This window comes from Magnetospirillum gryphiswaldense MSR-1 v2 (genome assembly GCF_000513295.1).
Lineage (GTDB): Bacteria > Pseudomonadota > Alphaproteobacteria > Rhodospirillales > Magnetospirillaceae > Magnetospirillum > Magnetospirillum gryphiswaldense.
In genome coordinates this window covers 3,903,448-3,920,499 of sequence record NC_023065.1, presented here as the reverse complement: position 1 = coordinate 3,920,499, position 17,052 = coordinate 3,903,448, and the positions used below count along the sequence as shown (strand labels likewise).

Below are 17,052 nucleotides of genomic sequence, written 5' to 3'. Positions count from 1 at the left end.
TCGTCATTCCCGCGCAGGCGGAATCCAGCGAACCGCGTCGGCATATAAGCGCGTGACTCCTGGCCCCCCGCCTACGCAGGGGTGACGGCTGTTGCGATCGGCATGCTTCCGATTAAAGGCGCGCAACCTAACGATGTCACCACCATCAGATCATTCTGACTGTACCAGCCAAAGAAAAGGCCCGCCCCCGTTGCCAGGGGCGGGCCAATCCTTAATCTACGACCTCTCAGAGACGATTACTTGTCGTCTTGAGACTGAGCCCGGCGCATGGCCGCACCCAGGATGTCGCCCAAGGACGCACCCGAATCCGACGAACCGTACTCGGCCATGGCGGCCTTTTCTTCGTCGATTTCGCGGGCCTTGACCGACAGGGTGACCTTGCGGGCGCCCTTTTCGATCATGGTCACCTTGGCGTCGATCTTTTCGCCGACGGCGAAACGCTCGGGGCGCTGCTCGGAACGCTCACGCGACAGCTCGGACTTGCGGATGAAGCCGGTCATGCCGTCGACCTGGACTTCCAGACCGTTTTCGGTGACCTGGGTCACGGCGCAGGTGACGATATCGCCCTTCTTGACGTTGGCGACGGCGTCCTGGAACGGATCGGCGCCCAGCTGCTTGATGCCGAGGCTGATGCGTTCCTTTTCCACGTCCACGTCCAAGACCTTGGCGTTGACCACATCGCCCTTCTTGTATTCGGCGATGGCGGCGTCGCCCGACTTGTCCCACGACAGGTCCGACATGTGAACCATGCCGTCGATGTCGCCCGACAGGCCGATGAACAGACCGAATTCGGTGATGTTCTTGACTTCGCCTTCGACCAAGGTGCCGACCGGGAACTTCTCGACGAAGGATTCCCACGGGTTGGACAGGCACTGCTTGAGGCCCAGCGAGATGCGGCGCTTCTGCGGATCCACGTCCAACACCATCACTTCGACTTCCTGCGAGGTCGAAACGATCTTGCCGGGGTGGACGTTCTTCTTGGTCCAGCTCATTTCGGAGACGTGGACCAGACCTTCGACACCGGGCTCCAGCTCGACGAACGCGCCGTAATCGGTGATGTTGGTGACGCGGCCGACGAACTTGGCCTGCACCGGGTACTTGGCTTCCACGCCCTCCCACGGATCAGCATCCAACTGCTTGATGCCGAGCGAGATGCGCTGGGTTTCCGGGTTGAAGCGGATGACCTGGACCTTGACGGTCTGGCCGATATGCAGCGCTTCGGACGGATGGTTGATGCGCTTCCAGGCGATGTCGGTGACGTGCAGCAGGCCGTCGACGCCACCCAGGTCAACGAACGCACCGTAATCGGTGATGTTCTTGACGACGCCTTCCAGAATCTGACCTTCCTTGAGGTTTTCGATCAGTTCGGAACGCTGTTCGGCGCGGGTTTCTTCCAAGACGGCGCGGCGCGAGACCACGATGTTGCCGCGCGAGCGGTCCATCTTGAGAATCTGGAACGGCTGCGGGCTGCCCAGCAGCGGGGTGATGTCGCGCACGGGGCGGATGTCCACCTGCGAACCGGGCAGGAAGGCGACGGCGCCCGACAGGTCGACGGTGAAGCCGCCCTTGACGCGGCCGAAGATGACGCCGGTGACGCGCTGGTTGTCCTGGAAGGACTTTTCCAACAGGGTCCAGGCTTCTTCGCGCTTGGCCTTTTCACGCGACAGAACGACTTCGCCGTTCTTGTCCTCGTAACGCTCGACGAACACGTCGATGGCGTCACCGGCCTTGATTTCCGGGGCGCGGCCGGCGGTGGCGAATTCCTTGAGCAGCACGCGGCCTTCCGACTTCAAGCCGACGTCGATGACGGCGAAATCGTTTTCAACGCGTACAATGATGCCCTTGATGACCGAACCCTCGAACGGGTTGGCGACGCCCATGGTCTCATCCAGCAGGGCGGCAAAATCTTCCATAGTCATGTAATTACTTCCTTTCTTCACATCTTACGGGCCTGCCGGTTGGCTCCGGCGGTCTTCGCGCGGTTGAAACGCAAACCACCCCCAGGCCGCGCGACCGTGGGGGAGGCAAAGTACCGATGTCCCGATGTCAAAGCTTGGATTTCACGTAATCCAGCGCCGCGGCGAAAGCCTGATCGGCGTCGAGGTCCGAGGTATCCAGGACGAAAGCATCAGTGGCGGCTTTCAGCGGGGCGGCGGAACGGGTTGAATCCCGTTCGTCGCGTTCGCGCATGTCCGCCAGGACAGCCGAGTGTATAGCCCCGACGCCGCGGGACTGCAACTCTTTCAGCCGCCGCTCCGCCCGTTTTTCCACGCTCGCCGTGACAAACAGCTTGGCCCCCGCCCCGGGGCAGACCACGGTGCCGATGTCGCGGCCATCCAGCACCGCCCCCTTGCCGCCGGGCGGCTGGCCAGCGAAAGCACGCTGAAAATCCAACAGGGCCGAGCGCACGCCAGGGATGACCGCCACCTTCGATGCGGCCTGGGCGGCATCGTCGCCCCGCAGGTCGACAGCCTGCAATTCCGTCGGATTGAGCGCCCTGGCCGCCGCCTCGGCCTGGGCCGGGTCGTTGGGATCAAGACCGGCGCGGGTCAGCTTCATGCCGACGGCACGATAGATCAGGCCGGTATCCAGATAGTCGAAGCCCAGTTCGGCGGCGAGGCGCCGCGCCAGGGTTCCCTTGCCGGCCGCCGCCGGGCCATCGATGGCGATGACCCGACTCATACGATGGCATCCGTGGTGGCAATCTTGGCACCCAACCCGTTCATCAATTGGACGAAACCAGGGAAGCTGGTGTCGATGGCCTCGGCATCGTCCACCGCCACCGCTTCCGCCGCCGCCATGCCCAGGACCAGGAAGGCCATGGCGATACGGTGATCCAGGTTGACGGCGATGGTCGCCCCGCCCATGGGCGGCTTGCCACTGCCGTGGACGATCAAGGTGTCGCCATCCTCCTCGACCTGGACGCCACAGGCGAGCAGACCGCGCAAGGTGGCGGCGAAGCGGTCGCTTTCCTTCACCCGCAATTCCGACAGCCCGAACATGCGGGTGGTGCCGGTGGCGAAGGCGGCGGCCACCGCCAGGATGGGATATTCGTCGATCATCGACGGCGCCCGCTCCGCCGGCACGTCCACCCCCATCAGGGCGGAATGACGCACACGCAGATCGGCCACCTGTTCACCACCGTCCTCGCGCTGATTTTCAAAGGCGAGGTCGGCGCCCATTTCGCGCAAGGTCTGATAGAGGCCGGTGCGCAAGGGATTCATACCGACGCCGGTCAGCACGATGTCCGAGCCGGGGGTGATAATTGCGGCGACGGCGGGAAACGCCGCCGAGCTGGGATCGGCGGGAACGATGACATGACGCCCGGTCAACTCGGGAAAACCGGTGACGGTGATGATGCGCTGGCCCTGGTCGCCGTGCTCGACATCCACCTGGGCACCGAAATTCCTGAGCATCAGTTCGGTGTGATCGCGGGTCGCCTCGCGCTCGATCACCGTGGTCTGGCCCGGGGTATTGAGGCCAGCCAGCAGGATGGCCGACTTGACCTGGGCCGAGGCCACCGGCAGCTCATAGGTGATGGGCAACGGATTGCCGGTGCCGACCACCGTCATGGGCAGACGCCCGCCGTCACGCCCGAAGAACTGCGCCCCCATCTGCGACAAAGGCAGCGACACCCGCTTCATCGGCCGCGACCGCAACGAGGCGTCGCCGGTGAACACGGTGGTGAACGGATGGGTGGCCACCAGCCCCATCATCAGCCGCGCCCCGGTACCGGAATTGCCCAAATCCAGCACCTCTTCCGGTTCCTTCAAACCACCGACGCCACGCCCGTACAGGCGCCACGAACCGTCGTCCAACCGCTCGACCTCGGCCCCCAGGGCGCGCATGGCGGCGGCGGTGCGCAGCACGTCGTCGCCTTCCAGCAAACCTTCGACCCGGCTTTCGCCGACGGCCAAAGCGCCGAACATCAGGGCACGGTGCGACACCGATTTGTCGCCAGGCACCTTGGCCGAGCCGGAAAGGGCCGCCGCGCGGCGGGAAATCAACGGTTTTGACATGATGGCTCCATAAATCCAGGCGGCCTTGGTCTAGCACAGATACCCATATCGCGCCTAGACTATGCGACGAATCGCGTTTTCGTTTTGACATGGGGGGGCGAACATGGCAAATGCCGCTTCTAGACAGATTTGCAGGAGGATTACGCCGTGGCCAAGCCGGAATGGGGCCAGAAGCGCACGTGCACCAGTTGTGGGTGCCGCTTCTATGACTTGACCCGCTCTCCCATCACCTGCCCCAAGTGCGGCGCGACGGTGGAACCGGAGATGCCCTTCAAGGTGCGTCGCAGCAGCGTGCCGTCGGAAAAGGCCCGTGCCGCCGAGAAGGTCGCCGTAGTTCCCGACGTGGTCGACGAGGAAGCCTTGGACGCCGAGGAAGGCGCCGCCGAGGAAGATGAAAGCGGCCTGATGGAAGACGCCTCCGACCTGGGCGAGGACGATGACGACATGGCCGAGGTCATGGAGCACATCGACGAAGGCCTGGAAGACGAAGTCTGATCCGGGTCGGAAAAAAGTTTCAGGGGCGGTGATTTTTTAGGCTTGACCCCCGCCCCTGAAATCCATATGTTCCGCCTCCACCGACGGACGCCCAAGACCGACGGTAACGAGATAAAGGGGCTATAGCTCAGTTGGGAGAGCGCTTGAATGGCATTCAAGAGGTCGGCGGTTCGATTCCGCCTAGCTCCACCAAGATCAACCCTCTGGGGAAACCCAGGGGGTTTTTCTTTATCGAAAATTTACTACCATCGGTCATCATGGACCCGAGCCCTTCAGAACGACGGGCCCGCATTCGGCAGAAGCTGGAGGATGGCATGAAAGGCATCAGCGGCCCGTTCCGCGCCGTCGAGATGGCTGCGACCGCGCTGGGCAAGGTCAGCGACAGCGAGACCAAGGAAAAGCTGGAAAAGCTGCGGCAAAAGGCCGCCCGCGACCAGGAAGCCATCGACAACGTGATCCTGGCGCGCAAGCAGGCGCGCGCCGACCGCAAGGGGGCGGCGCGGCAAAAGCTGGATCAGATCAAGCAACGCATCGAAATGCTGAAACGGATGGCGGTCAATTCCAAGAGCGCCGCCCGTGAACTGGCGCGGCTGGCGCGCGAGTTGAAGGGGGCCGCGCGGGAATTCCGCGAGACCGCGCCCGCCTCGGAACTGACCACCAGCACGACGACGCCGGAAGCCGCCACCGCCGAACGCGAGGCCGAAGCCAAGGCCGACAAGGAATTCGCCACCGAGGTGAAAAAGATCGCCCAATTGCTGAAAGCCATGCTGCGCCGCCGCCAGCCCGAGGATGACGAGGAAAAGCGCGGCCTGGAAAAGGCGCATAAGGATCTGGGCACCGCCACCGACGATGCCGACGCCATCACCGCCAATGCCAATGCCATCAGTGCCGATGGCGCCCCCGGGGGCGGCGGCTTGTTGGTGTGATCAGGCGATCCGGTCAGAAATCAAGCATGTCGCGCACGGCGGCAATCCCCGCCTTGGCGCAGATGTCGTCGGCCTCGCCGCCGGGGGCGCCGCTGACGCCAATGCCGGCGATCAGGGCGCCGGCGGCCTCGATCTTCATGCCGCCGCCCAGGATGGTGGCACCGGGCACGTCGCGCAGGCCCGATTGCGGCATGCCCGGCCCGGTCAGGGCCACCAGCTCGGTGGTATTGGTGCGGAAGCTGACCGCCGTCCATGCCTTGCCGGTGGCGACGCTCACCGTATGCGGCCCGGCATAGCGGTCGCGCAGCAAGGCTTGCACGTTGCCGCCGCGATCGACCACGGACACCGCCGCCTGCCAGCCGTTCTTGCGGCAGGTCTCCAGCGCCGCCTGGGCCGCCTTCAGCGCCGCTTCCGGCGTCAGCATGGTCTGGTCGAAAGTGCCATCGGCGGCCAAGGCCGGAGTGGATAGGGCCAAGGCGGCCAGAACGATCAGGGTCTTGCGCATGGGAAGCCTCCGGGTCAGCAGGCTGGTGTCAGCCGCTTGGTAATGGTGGATAATTCGCCCCAGAACATGTCGTCGCCGTTATAGCCGGTGATGCGCCCGACCTCGCGCCCGCAGGCGATGGCGACGAAGGTGGGGGCGTAGCGTAAATTCTTGATGAATCGGAGATCGGCGGGCAGGTTTTCCAGCCGCACCACCCGCAGCGGCAAGCGCTTGCCTTCCGCCGTCTTGGGATAGATGGCGCCCAGGTCGCGGTGCCATTTGACGCACCACGGACAGCCCCTGGCCTCGACCATCACCAACTCGGCGGCGTGGACCGGCGCGGCCCCGGCCCACAGGGCCGGAACCGTCGCCATCGCCAGTGCCGCCAGGGATGGCAGCCCGCGCAAGATCAGGCCTTGCGCTTGATCTTGAAGGTATAAACGCCGGAGGCTTCCGCCGTTTCCAGCAATTCGTTGCCGGTCTGCTTGCAGAAGGCTTCCATGTCCTTGACCGAACCGGGATCGGTGGCCAGCACTTCCAGGACGCCATCGACGGCGACGTCCTTCATGGCCTTCTTGGTGCGCAGGATGGGCAGCGGGCAGTTCAAACCCTTGACGTCGAGAACCGTGCTCATGTGTGACCTCTCCTAGATGTTCCCCCCGGCGGACCGCGTCAGTGGCCGAGATTGATGTATTTCAGGCAAACCACCCGCAGACACGATGCCAAGTTCCGGTCATTGGTGACCAGACAGTGGTCGTGGATACGGGCAATGAGGGCGCTTGCGGTTACGCCCTCTTCCCTGGCCATTTCATCCAACACCGTCCAGAACGCCTGTTCAAGCCGGATGGTGGTGGAATGGCCATGGATACGGACCGAGCGTTTTTCCGGCGCGAAAGACCGCGCCTGCTCGGGATTGCACAGGCCGAACAGCCGGGCCAGCGGACCGTCGGGGGTCGCTGGCCAGACCGCCGGCTCTAGATGAACAGGTTGATGTCGCACTGGGTCGCCGTCTCGATATAGGTGGCGGCGCCCGCGTACTCGACCCCGTCGATCAGATCGCTTTTGTCGTACTCGAACAGATCCATGGTCATCTGGCAGGCGATCATGCGCACACCGCAATCCACCGCCGCCTCACGCAGATCCTCGATCGAGGCGACGCCCTTCTTCTTGATCAGGTCCTTCATCATCACCGTCGCCATGGCGTCCATGCCGGGCAGCGCGCCAACCAGATTGGGCATGACCATGTGGCCGCCCATCATCGGCATTTCCATGCCGGCATTGCCCAAGGTGGTGACCTTCAAATCCAGCTTCTTCTTCAACAGCGTCAGGCCGTAGAAGGTGAAGAAAAGGGTGACGTCCAGATCCATGGCCGCCGCGGTGGTGGCCAGGATGAACGGTGGGTAGGCCCAGTCCAGCGAGCCCTTGGTGACGATAATGGACATCGACTTGCCGTTGGCGGCCATGTTTTCCTCCCTGCGGTTTGCATTAGAATTTTATAATGTGCAAACCACCCTAAGACGCGGCTGCCCCGGTATGGGTAGTAGCCGGTGCCTACACCTGTTTTTCACTCGCCCTTGGTCGCATGGCACGTTACAAGCGGCTCTTGTGCGATGGTCCAAGGCGGTGCTAATTTAGCATGAACAAATATATACGAGGAACCCCTCGCCCGCCAAGCACCTTCGGCGCCAGCGATTGAAAAGGGGGCCCGTGACGGGAGGAAGAACGTGAGCGACTTGCCAATCTCCACCATCGTCGGTGGGGCCGCCTTCGTGGTCGGCCTGATTTTCGGGGCCACCGCCCAACGCACCAATTTCTGCACCATGGGGGCGCTGTCCGACATCGTCTTCATGGGCGACTGGCGGCGCTTCCGCGCCTGGATGCTGGCGCTGGCCGTGGCCATGATCGCGTCCCAGGCCATGCATCATGCCGGCCTGGTCGACTTGGGCAAAAGCATCTATCTGCAAGGGCCGCTGGCCTGGGCCGGCGCCATCATCGGCGGATTGCTGTTCGGCTTCGGCATGACCCTGGCCGGCGGTTGCGGCAACAAGACCCTGGTCCGTATCGGCGGCGGCAACCTTAAATCGGTGGTCACCTTCCTGGTGGTCGGCCTGTTCGCCTATATGACGCTGAAAGGCTTGATCGGCCTGGGCCGGGTGCAGATCGAAAGCCTGACCAATATCGCGGTGGCCGGCAAGGCCGCCAACCAGGGCGTGCCCGCCTTGCTGGCCGCTCTCGGCCTGCCGGAAACCATCGCCCGCTGGCTGGTGGTGACCGTGATCGCCGGCGGCCTTCTGGTGTTCTGCTTCAAGGATGCCGATTTCCGCGCCGCCCCCCACGACATCATCGGCGGCCTGATCATCGGCCTGATGGTGCCGGCGGGCTGGTGGGTGACCGGGGTGTTGGGCAATGACGAGTTCGACCCCACCCCGCTGTCCAGCTTCACCTTCGTCGCCCCCATCGGCGACACCATCATGTATCTGATGACCTATACCGGCTCGACCATCAATTTCGGCATCGCCGCCGTCGGCGGCGTCATCGTCGGTTCCTTCCTGTCATCGCTGGCGGGCAAAAGCTTTCATGTGGAGGCGTTTTCCGACGCCGCCGACATGGGCCGTCACCTGACCGGCGCCGCCATGATGGGCATCGGCGGCGTCATGGCCATGGGCTGCACCATCGGCCAGGGCCTGACCGGCATCTCCACCTTGTCGGCCACCTCCTTCATCGCCTTGGTCGCCATTTTGTTCGGCGGGGTGTGGGGGCTGAAATATATGGAGGAAGGCAGCGTCGGCGCCGCCCTGAAGGCGGTTCTGGCCCGCGGTTAATTAAAACTGGACGCACTGTCATGACGCGGGTAAACCCGCGTCATGACAAGATTCTCGTCCCAGACCGACAGCGAAGGCCGCCGCATCCCGCTTTATGATGCCGACGGCTTCGCCGGCATGCGCAAGGCCGGGCGACTGGCCGCCGCCACCTTGGATTTCATTACCCCCCATGTGCAAGCCGGCATCAGCACCGCCGAGCTGGATCGCCTGTGCGACCAGTTCATGCGCGATGCCGGTGCCATACCGGGCACGGTGGGCTATCACGGCTATCAGCACGCCTCTTGCGTTTCGGTCAATCACGTGGTCACCCACGGCATTCCCGGCGACAAGGTTCTGGCCGATGGCGACATCGTCAATATCGACGTCACCCCCATCGTCGATGGTTGGTTCGGCGACACCAGCCGCACCTTTCTGGTGGGCGAAGTGCGGACCTTGGCCAAGCGTCTGGTCGACACCACCTTCGAGGCGATGATGGCCGGCATCGACATCATCCGCCCCGGCACCACCTTGGGCGATGTGGGTGCCGCCATCGAGGCGGTGGCCCGGCGTGAACGCTTTTCGGTGGTGCGCGATTTCTGCGGCCACGGCCTGGGCCGGGTGTTCCACGACGCGCCTTTGGTCATGCATTACGGCAAGGCCGGTACCGGCGTGGTGCTGGAGCCGGGCATGTTCTTCACCGTCGAACCCATGCTCAATGCCGGCAAGGCCGAGGTGAAGATCCTGGCCGACGGCTGGACCACGGTGACCCGTGACCGGTCGCTGTCGGCGCAGTTCGAGCATTCCGTCGGCGTTACCGAGGACGGCGTCGAAATCTTCACCCCGTGGGCGATCAGTTGACCTTGAAGCCGTATTTGACGAACACGCCCTTGGCCTGCGCGCCCTTCAGGTAATCCAGCAGCGCCTTGGCGGCGGGGGTTTCCTTACCGGCGACCAGGGCGAAAGGGTAGACGATGGGGTCATGCATGGTGTCGGGGAACACGCCGACCACCTTGACCTTTTTCGACACCGCCGCATCGGTGGCATAGACCACGCCCAACGGCACCTCGCCGCGCTCGACGAAAGCCAGGGCGGCCCGCACCGAATCGGCGCGGGCGATCTTGGCGTCCACCTTGGCCCATTGCCCCGACCGCTCCATCGCCTGCTTGAAATAGAGGCCCACCGGCACGCTGTCCGGGTTGCCGGTGGCGATGCGCCCCGATCCGGCCAAGCCAGCGATATCGGTCTGGGGCGACAGCGCGATCCTGTCCTGCTTGGCGTCCATGGGGGCCACCAGCACCAGGGTGTTGCCCAGCAGGTTGAAGCGGCTGTCATTGTTCACCAGCTTCTTTTCCACCATGTAATCCATCCACTTGAGATCGGCGGAGGCGAAGACATGGGCCGGCGCCCCTTGCTCGACCTGCTTGGCCAGGGCGGACGAGGCGGCATAGGACGGCTTCAGGCTGTGACCGGTCTGAGCGGTGAAGGAATCGCCGATCTCGTTCAACGCATTGGTCAGCGAGGCGGCGGCGAACACCACCACCTCGTCGGCACGGGCGGCGGCGGTGCTCAGGCACAAGGCCAGGGCGGCGACGGCAAATTGCTTGAACATGAAAAAATCTCCTGAACGGCAAAAAGGCGGTAGCGGCGTGAGTTAACGTTATGTACTTTGACTGCATATCGTCAAGCCTGAAGGAGATGGATCATGCAGTTAAGTGCCCGTAACGCCCTGAAGGGCAAGGTGGTGGAAATTTCGCGCGGCCAGATCGTCGGCAAGGTCAAGGTCGATGTGGGCGGTCAGTTCGTCACCTCGCTGGTGTCGGTGGAAGCCATCGACGAACTGGGTCTGAAGGTGGGCGAAGAGGTTTCCGCCATCATCAAATCGACCGAAGTCATGCTGGCCAAGTAGGTCATCAAGGCGCCGTCCCGCCATGACGGCGCTTTTTACTGGAAACCGTACCGCAAGCCCCCCAAACTCCGGCCCTTACGGCAACGGGGGAATGATGGCGGAGGGAAAAGTCGAGGCCCTGCTGGCGCTCAAGCGCGAAGGCCGACCCAGCGTCGGTCGCGACCGCATCGAATTGCTGGAAGCAGTCGCCGCCCACGGCAGCATCAGCAAGGCGGCCAAGGCGGTGGGGCTCAGCTATAAGGCGGCCTGGGATGCGCTCAACGCCGTCAACAATCTGCTGCCGCGTCCGGCGGTGATGGGGCAGACCGGCGGCCGTCAGGGCGGCGGCGCCCAGGTCACCGAGGACGGCCATACCCTGATCGCCAGTTTCCGTCTGCTGGAAAAGCGTCTGGACAAGGTCGCCCGCCTGCTCACCGGTGACGACCTGAGCGACGGCGATCCCTTTGCCCTGCTGTGGAGTCTGGGAATGAAGACCACCGCCCGCAACGCCTTTCGCTGTACCGTCACCGAGGTCCGCCTGGGCGGCGTCAACGCCGAGGTGCTGATGCACCTGACTCCGGACTGTCAGCTGACCGCCATCGTCACCGGCGAAAGCGTCAGCGAGTTGGACATCAAACCGGGCCGCGACGTCACCGCCTTGATCAAATCGTCCTTCGTCATGCTGATCGCCGGCGACCAAAATCCGCGCCTGTCGGCCCGCAACCGCATCGCCGGCATTGTCAGCCACCGCGAGGACGGCCCGGTCAGTTCCGAGTTTTCCCTGGATATCGGCGGCGGCAAAAGCATCGTCGCCGTAATCACCCGCGATGCCGCCGAGGATCTGGATTTGAGGGTGGGCGACAAGGCCATGGCCTTCTTCAAATCGTCCCACGTCATCTTGGCGGTGGATTGAAACAGCGGGCACCCCAGGGCACCCGCTGTTTTCGACGCATCAGGCAGCGCGGATTTCCGCCAGGAAACCGCGCACCTCGGCGGCCAGTTGCTGCGACACCTGTTGCAGGGTCTGCGCCGCAGAAGTGACCTGATCGGCCATCAGCTTGGTTTCCTCGGCCGCACCGGCCACCACCGAGACGTTTTCCGCCGCATGATGGGTGCCTTCCGCCGCTTGGCTGACACTGCGGGCGATTTCCATGGTCGCCGCGCCCTGTTCTTCCACCGCCGCCGAGATGGCCGCCGACAATTCGTTAATATTCTCGATGGTGCCGGTGATGCCGCGAATGGCCTCGACCGCCGTGCGGGTCTCGCTTTGGATGCCGGCGATCTGGGCGCCGATTTCCTCGGTCGCCTTCGCCGTCTGGTTGGCCAGGGATTTCACCTCGTTGGCGACCACGGCGAAGCCCTTGCCGGCGTCACCGGCGCGGGCCGCCTCGATGGTGGCGTTAAGCGCCAACAGGTTGGTCTGGCTGGCGATGTCATTGATCAGCTTGACCACCTCGCCGATACGGTTGGCCGCTTCGGCCAGGCCGCGCACGGTGGTGTCGGTCTTGCCCGCCTGCTCGACCGCATCGGCGGAAATCACCGCCGCATGGCTGACCTGACGCGAGATTTCATCCACCGACGACGACAATTCGTGGGTGGCCGCCGATACCGCCTGCACATTGCTGGTCACCTGACCGGTCATGGTGGTGACGTTGCCGGCCTGCATCATGGTCTGATCGGCATTGCCCGACAATGTCTGGGAATTGCCCAAAAGACTGTCCGCCGACATCTGAATCAGCTCGACGATATTGGCGACACGGGCATCGAGCGAGGCGGCGATACACTCCATGTCGGCCTGGCGCCGCTGTTCCGCCAGACGGTCCATCTCCGCCTTTTCCAACTGGGCATAGCCCAGCTTGGCCTTCATCGCCCGCATCAGGGCGGTGGTGCGCTGAAAATCGCTGATCGGCTCGTCGGTGATTTCGTGGACGAAATCACCGCGGGCGACGGCGTCGAGGTGATCTTCCATACGCGCCAGCGGTCCACGGACACGGTTGATGACGATACGCCCCAGAACCAGGGCGGAAACCAGGGAGCCGGCGATCAAGCCCAGAGCCACGGCGATCCGGTCCAACTGCACCGCCTCGGCCCCGGCCAAGGCCAGGATCAACGGCACAGCGATGGCCGCCACCAACATGGCGCTGATACCGCTGCCGGCACGCGACAGGATTCCGGCCATGCCGGTGCGGAATGCCCGCCCCTCGCGGATGACCAGACCTTGCGCCTTGCCGTCGCGGAACTTGCCGTAAAGCGCCTCGACCTCGGCCACCTGTTGCCGTGACGGCTTGCTGCGGATGGAGACGAAGCCGGCGATCTGGCCATTTTCGACGAAGGGGGTGACATTGGCGCGGACCCAGTAGAAATCGCCGTTCTTGCAGCGATTCTTGACGAAGCCTTCCCACGGCTTGCCGGTCTTGATGGTCCCCCACAGATCGGCGAAGGCCTCTTTCGGCATATGGGGGTGGCGCACCAGATTGTGCGGCTGCCCGACCAGTTCATCACGGGTGAAGCCGCTGATGTCGATGAAGGCCTGATTGACGAAGGTGATGCGTCCACCGGCATCGGTGCGCGAGACCAGCATCTCGCCGTCTTGCATCACCACTTCGCGATTGGTTATCGGTTCATTGACTCTCATGGCACACCCCAAACATAAGTTTACATACCTTGGTCTGCACTAAAGTTGAGTAAATTTCTACGGAATTCAACCGTATAAATTTTACGGGATGTTGTTTTTTTCCGATTTTTTAATGGGTTGTGAACGCTTTGACGAAATGTAGCGAAAAGGTTGATACACTATGCCCAGACATTGACAGAACGGTTTACTTCGGCCATCAACCCTGGATGCAAGCCGCCAACGGAGACCGCGCATGACCGCCTTCACCACAATCCAGACCCGCCCCTTCGATGGTCAAAAGCCGGGCACGTCGGGATTGCGCAAGAAAGTGCGGGTATTCCAGCAGCCGGGCTATCTGGAGAACTTCGTTCAGGCCATCTTCGATTCCATCGGCGATTGCACCGGCAAGACCCTGGCTCTGGGTGGCGACGGGCGCTTTTTCAACCGTGAGGCAATTCAGATCATCCTGAAGATGGCCGCTGGCAACGGCTTTGCCCGCGTCATGGTCGGCCAGGGCGGCATCTTGTCGACACCGGCGGCATCTTGCGTGATCCGTAAGTACCAGACCTTCGGCGGCATCATCTTGTCGGCCAGCCACAATCCCGGCGGCGCCGACGAGGATTTCGGCATCAAGTACAATATCCCCGCCGGCGGCCCCGCCCCCGAGGCGGTAACCGAAGCCATTTACGCCCGCACCCAGCAGATCGACAAATACCGCACCACTCAAGTGGGAGATGTCGATCTGGACCAACTGGGCGAATACCCCCTGGGCGACATGGTGGTACAGGTTTTCGACCCCGTCGCCGATTATGCCGCGCTGATGCAGGAATTGTTCGATTTCGACGCCATCCGCGCTTTGTTCGCTGGCGGCTTCCGCATGAAGTTCGATGCCATGCACGCGGTCACCGGCCCCTATGCCAAGGCCATCCTGGAAGGCTTGCTGGCGGCCCCCGCCGGCACGGTGATGAACGGCACCCCGCTCGAGGATTTCGGTCACGGCCACCCCGACCCCAATCTGGTCCACGCCCATGATCTGGTCGAAGCTTTGTTCGGCGCCGATGCCCCCGATTTCGGCGCCGCCAGCGATGGCGACGGCGACCGCAACATGATCCTGGGCCGCGGCTTCTATGTGACGCCGTCGGACAGCTTGGCGGTGCTGGCCGCCAACGCCACGCTTTGCCCCGGCTATGCCAAGGGACTGGCCGGCATCGCCCGGTCCATGCCGACCAGCGCCGCCGCCGACCGCGTTGCCGCCGCCTTGGGCATTCCTTGCTATGAAACCCCCACCGGCTGGAAGTTCTTCGGCACGCTTTTGGATGCCGGCAAGGCCACCTTGTGCGGCGAGGAAAGCTTTGGCACCGGTTCCGACCATGTGCGCGAGAAGGACGGGTTGTGGGCGGTGCTGATGTGGTTGAACGTGCTGGCCAAACGCCAACAGCCGGTGGCCGAGATCGTGCGCGAGCATTGGGCCAAGTACGGTCGCAACGTCTATTCCCGCCACGATTACGAAGCCATCGACAGCGCTGCCGCCAACGGCCTGATGGAGCATTTGCGCGGCCTCGACCTGAAGGGGCAAAGCCTGGGCGCCTATAAGGTCGCCTTCAACGACGATTTCGCCTATACCGACCCGGTGGATGGCAGCATCAGCACCAAACAGGGCGTGCGGATCGTCTTCGACGACGGCAGCCGCGTGGTTTTCCGCCTGTCGGGCACCGGCACCGAGGGCGCCACGCTGCGCCTCTATGTCGAGCAGTTCCAGCCCGACCCGGCCCAGCACCATCTGGACCCGCAAGTCGCCCTGGCCGATCTGATCAAGATCGCCCGCGACGTGGCCCAGATCGAAGCGCGGACCGGTCGGACGGAACCGACGGTCATCACCTGAGACGGGCGGGCCTCACCCCGGCAGGTCGAAGCGGAACGTCGCCCCCTGATCGGCAGCGGAATCCACGTGAATTTCGCCGCCATGGCGTTCGACGATGCGTTTGACCACCGCCAGACCGATTCCGGTCCCGGCCACCTGGACGTTGCCGATGCGCTGGAAAATCATGAAGATGCGCTGATGATGTTCCGGGGCGATGCCGATGCCGTTGTCGGCCACCCAATATTCTCGCCGCCCGTCATCGCGGATACGACCGCCGACGCTGATCTGAACCGGGCGGTCGGGATGGCGGAATTTCACGGCGTTGCTGATCAGGTTTTGCAGCAGCCGTACCAATTGTTCGCGGTCGCCCAGGCAGGCGGGCAAGCCGGGCTGGATGGTCAACACCGCCACCGCCTCGTCGATGGCCAGGGCCAGATTGGCCACTGCGTCGGCGGCCACCTTGTCCATGTCCACCGGGGCGAAGCTGGCGCCTCGGGTCTCGACCCGGGAAAATTCCACCAGATCGGAGATCATCCGCGACATGCGCTTGGCCCCATCAACGGCAAAGCCGATGAAGTCGCGCCCATCCTCGTCCAATTTGTGTCATAACGCCGGGCGATCAGCCCCAGATAGGACGACACCATGCGCAACGGTTCTTGCAAATCGTGCGACACCACATAGGCGAAGTCCTGCAAATCGCGGTTGGAGCGTTCCAGCTTTTCCAGCAATTCATGGCGGCGGCGTTCATTCTCCTGGCGCTCGGAAATGTCGTGGAACACCAGCACCGCCCCGGCCACCCGCTCGCCATCCAGGACCGGGGCGCTTTGCACCTCGACCGGCAAGGGGGGCGCATCCTTGCGCCGCAACAATTCCCCCACGCTTTGCCGCCCCTGTCCCTTGACCAGGGTCGGGCAGCAGGTGTTGACACCGGGACAGGGTTGGCCCTCGACCACCGATCCGGGCTGGATCAGGTCATGGAATTTGTGGCCCATGATCTCGTCCGCCGACCACCCCAGAATACGTGAGGCCGAGGGACTGAAAAAGGTGATGCGACACTGATCATCGATGCCGACGATGCCTTCGCCGGCGGAATTGAGGATCATCTGATTCTGATGGCTCAGTTCCAGCAGGCGGGCTTCGTCGGCGACTTCCTCGACCATGCGCCGCCGCGCCCGGCTGCCGCCAAAGCCGATACCACCCAAGCCCACCAGCCAGATCAGACCGTGAGTCAGGGACTGTATCCGGCTGTCACGCAGCTGAATCGCTTGATAGCCTTCCAGCGGTACCGACACGCCGATGCCGCCGCGCACATCGCCGATGGTGTAATCCTGGCCAGCATGGCATTTGAGGCAACCGGGCTCGGTCACCATCACCCGCATCAACCGCACATGCGGCTTGCCGTCCACCTGGGTCAGTTCGCTGATCTCGTCCGCCTCGCCGGCGGCGAAGCGGCGCAACACCTGGGCCTCCCACTCGTCCGGGGCGTTGGCCGGATTGAGCGGTTTCAGGCTGGTGATGCGTCCGCGCACGCCGAAATCGTTGGCATATTCGGCCATCACCTGCCGCAGCATATAAGCCGGATTCATCAAGGTCAGCAATTGGCCGCCCTCGGTGGTGATGTCGCGGTCGGGGATATGGGCCATCCACGGGCTGGGCGGCGTGCGGTCATCCACGGGGACATAAACACCGCCATGCAGTGTCGCCCAACGGCGAAAGGCCAGATCCTTGTTGAAATGGATGCGGGCCTCGCGCGTGGCCAATTCCAGGGTCTGGCGCTGTTCGTTGTGCAGGTTCCAGGCCAGCGAACCGCCGACCAGTACGGTCCAACCCAGGGCGGCGGCGATCAACTGACGGCGCAGCCGACCGAAATGCCTGGACGTTCTGTCGGCAATGGCGCCTTGCATGTGGCCCCCCGCATTCACATCAGGGGAACATCATACACCTTTTATCCGCAAGGACTGCACAGC

19 protein-coding genes and 1 tRNA gene are annotated in these 17,052 nt (G+C 63.4%); 8 read left to right on the top strand and 12 right to left on the bottom strand.

Going from position 1 to position 17,052, the window contains the following annotated elements:
- Positions 1-236: 236 nt before the first annotated feature.
- The 3 genes from rpsA to aroA all read right to left on the bottom strand — a co-directional run bounded on the left by rpsA (position 237) and on the right by aroA (position 4,034).
- On the bottom strand, positions 237-1,919 hold the full coding sequence (gene rpsA, locus MGMSRV2_RS18775) for a 30S ribosomal protein S1 (RefSeq protein WP_024081960.1): 1,683 nt from the start codon (positions 1,917-1,919) through the stop codon (positions 237-239).
- A gap of 127 nt (positions 1,920-2,046) precedes the next feature.
- The gene (cmk, locus tag MGMSRV2_RS18770) at positions 2,047-2,682 is read right to left on the bottom strand and encodes a (d)CMP kinase (RefSeq protein WP_024081959.1); all 636 of its coding nucleotides are present in this window, start codon (positions 2,680-2,682) and stop codon (positions 2,047-2,049) included.
- The gene (gene aroA, locus MGMSRV2_RS18765) at positions 2,679-4,034 is read right to left on the bottom strand and encodes a 3-phosphoshikimate 1-carboxyvinyltransferase (protein ID WP_411710816.1); all 1,356 of its coding nucleotides are present in this window, start codon (positions 4,032-4,034) and stop codon (positions 2,679-2,681) included. The genes cmk and aroA overlap by 4 nt, the downstream gene beginning before the upstream one ends.
- A gap of 132 nt (positions 4,035-4,166) precedes the next feature.
- Between aroA and MGMSRV2_RS18760 the strand changes: the two genes are divergently transcribed.
- From MGMSRV2_RS18760 to MGMSRV2_RS18750, 3 genes are all read left to right on the top strand, one after another.
- Positions 4,167-4,514 carry a TIGR02300 family protein gene (locus MGMSRV2_RS18760; protein ID WP_024081957.1) on the top strand — a complete coding sequence of 116 codons (348 nt, stop codon included), beginning with the start codon at positions 4,167-4,169 and terminating at the stop codon, positions 4,512-4,514.
- A gap of 116 nt (positions 4,515-4,630) precedes the next feature.
- A tRNA-Ala gene (locus tag MGMSRV2_RS18755) sits at positions 4,631-4,706 on the top strand.
- A gap of 122 nt (positions 4,707-4,828) precedes the next feature.
- Positions 4,829-5,440 carry a hypothetical protein gene (locus MGMSRV2_RS18750; RefSeq protein WP_024081956.1) on the top strand — a complete coding sequence of 204 codons (612 nt, stop codon included), beginning with the start codon at positions 4,829-4,831 and terminating at the stop codon, positions 5,438-5,440.
- A gap of 13 nt (positions 5,441-5,453) precedes the next feature.
- On the opposite strand, the gene MGMSRV2_RS18745 is transcribed toward MGMSRV2_RS18750, so the two are convergent.
- The 5 genes from MGMSRV2_RS18745 to dsrE2 are packed head-to-tail and all read right to left on the bottom strand — an operon-like array spanning position 5,454 to position 7,387.
- Positions 5,454-5,945 carry a GlcG/HbpS family heme-binding protein gene (locus tag MGMSRV2_RS18745; protein WP_024081955.1) on the bottom strand — a complete coding sequence of 164 codons (492 nt, stop codon included), beginning with the start codon at positions 5,943-5,945 and terminating at the stop codon, positions 5,454-5,456.
- Between the two features lie 14 nt (positions 5,946-5,959).
- On the bottom strand, positions 5,960-6,298 hold the full coding sequence (locus MGMSRV2_RS18740; protein WP_041634844.1) for a hypothetical protein: 339 nt from the start codon (positions 6,296-6,298) through the stop codon (positions 5,960-5,962).
- A gap of 35 nt (positions 6,299-6,333) precedes the next feature.
- A complete protein-coding gene (locus tag MGMSRV2_RS18735) occupies positions 6,334-6,558 on the bottom strand; it encodes a sulfurtransferase TusA family protein (protein WP_024081953.1) in 225 nt (74 codons plus the stop codon).
- 38 nt (positions 6,559-6,596) lie between these two features.
- A complete protein-coding gene (locus tag MGMSRV2_RS18730; protein ID WP_024081952.1) occupies positions 6,597-6,923 on the bottom strand; it encodes a ribbon-helix-helix domain-containing protein in 327 nt (108 codons plus the stop codon).
- Complete coding sequence (gene dsrE2, locus MGMSRV2_RS18725) at positions 6,899-7,387, bottom strand: sulfur carrier protein DsrE2 (protein WP_024081951.1); 489 nt, start codon at positions 7,385-7,387, stop codon at positions 6,899-6,901. The genes MGMSRV2_RS18730 and dsrE2 overlap by 25 nt, the downstream gene beginning before the upstream one ends.
- Before the next feature lie 261 nt (positions 7,388-7,648).
- Between dsrE2 and MGMSRV2_RS18720 the strand changes: the two genes are divergently transcribed.
- Positions 7,649-8,746, top strand: a complete 1,098-nt coding sequence (locus MGMSRV2_RS18720) for a YeeE/YedE family protein (protein WP_024081950.1) — start codon at positions 7,649-7,651, stop codon at positions 8,744-8,746.
- Between the two features lie 42 nt (positions 8,747-8,788).
- Positions 8,789-9,583: a type I methionyl aminopeptidase gene (gene map, locus MGMSRV2_RS18715; protein ID WP_024081949.1), complete on the top strand. Its 795-nt coding sequence runs from the start codon at positions 8,789-8,791 to the stop codon at positions 9,581-9,583.
- Here map and modA read toward each other — a convergent pair.
- Positions 9,576-10,334, bottom strand: coding sequence for a molybdate ABC transporter substrate-binding protein (modA, locus tag MGMSRV2_RS18710; RefSeq protein WP_024081948.1), 759 nt, complete (start codon positions 10,332-10,334; stop codon positions 9,576-9,578). The two genes, map and modA, sit on opposite strands and share 8 nt — an antisense overlap.
- Before the next feature lie 93 nt (positions 10,335-10,427).
- Here modA and MGMSRV2_RS18705 point away from each other — a divergent pair, with 93 nt between their 5' ends.
- Complete coding sequence (locus MGMSRV2_RS18705) at positions 10,428-10,631, top strand: TOBE domain-containing protein (protein ID WP_024081947.1); 204 nt, start codon at positions 10,428-10,430, stop codon at positions 10,629-10,631.
- Positions 10,632-10,722: 91 nt separating this feature from the next.
- Positions 10,723-11,523 carry a TOBE domain-containing protein gene (locus MGMSRV2_RS18700; RefSeq protein ID WP_242410702.1) on the top strand — a complete coding sequence of 267 codons (801 nt, stop codon included), beginning with the start codon at positions 10,723-10,725 and terminating at the stop codon, positions 11,521-11,523.
- Positions 11,524-11,562: 39 nt separating this feature from the next.
- On the opposite strand, the gene MGMSRV2_RS18695 is transcribed toward MGMSRV2_RS18700, so the two are convergent.
- Complete coding sequence (locus tag MGMSRV2_RS18695) at positions 11,563-13,245, bottom strand: methyl-accepting chemotaxis protein (RefSeq protein WP_024081945.1); 1,683 nt, start codon at positions 13,243-13,245, stop codon at positions 11,563-11,565.
- Between the two features lie 232 nt (positions 13,246-13,477).
- On the opposite strand from MGMSRV2_RS18695, the gene MGMSRV2_RS18690 reads away from it, so the two are divergent.
- Entirely contained in the window at positions 13,478-15,106 is a 1,629-nt protein-coding gene (locus MGMSRV2_RS18690) for an alpha-D-glucose phosphate-specific phosphoglucomutase (RefSeq protein WP_024081944.1), read from the top strand.
- Positions 15,107-15,118: 12 nt separating this feature from the next.
- On the opposite strand, the gene MGMSRV2_RS18685 is transcribed toward MGMSRV2_RS18690, so the two are convergent.
- Positions 15,119-15,628 (bottom strand): sensor histidine kinase, encoded by a 510-nt coding sequence (locus MGMSRV2_RS18685; RefSeq protein WP_084028161.1) that lies wholly within the window; start codon positions 15,626-15,628, stop codon positions 15,119-15,121.
- Positions 15,616-16,989: a c-type heme family protein gene (locus MGMSRV2_RS21525; protein WP_024081942.1), complete on the bottom strand. Its 1,374-nt coding sequence runs from the start codon at positions 16,987-16,989 to the stop codon at positions 15,616-15,618. Before MGMSRV2_RS21525 ends, MGMSRV2_RS18685 begins: the two co-directional genes overlap by 13 nt.
- Between the last annotated feature and the right edge of the window lie 63 nt (positions 16,990-17,052).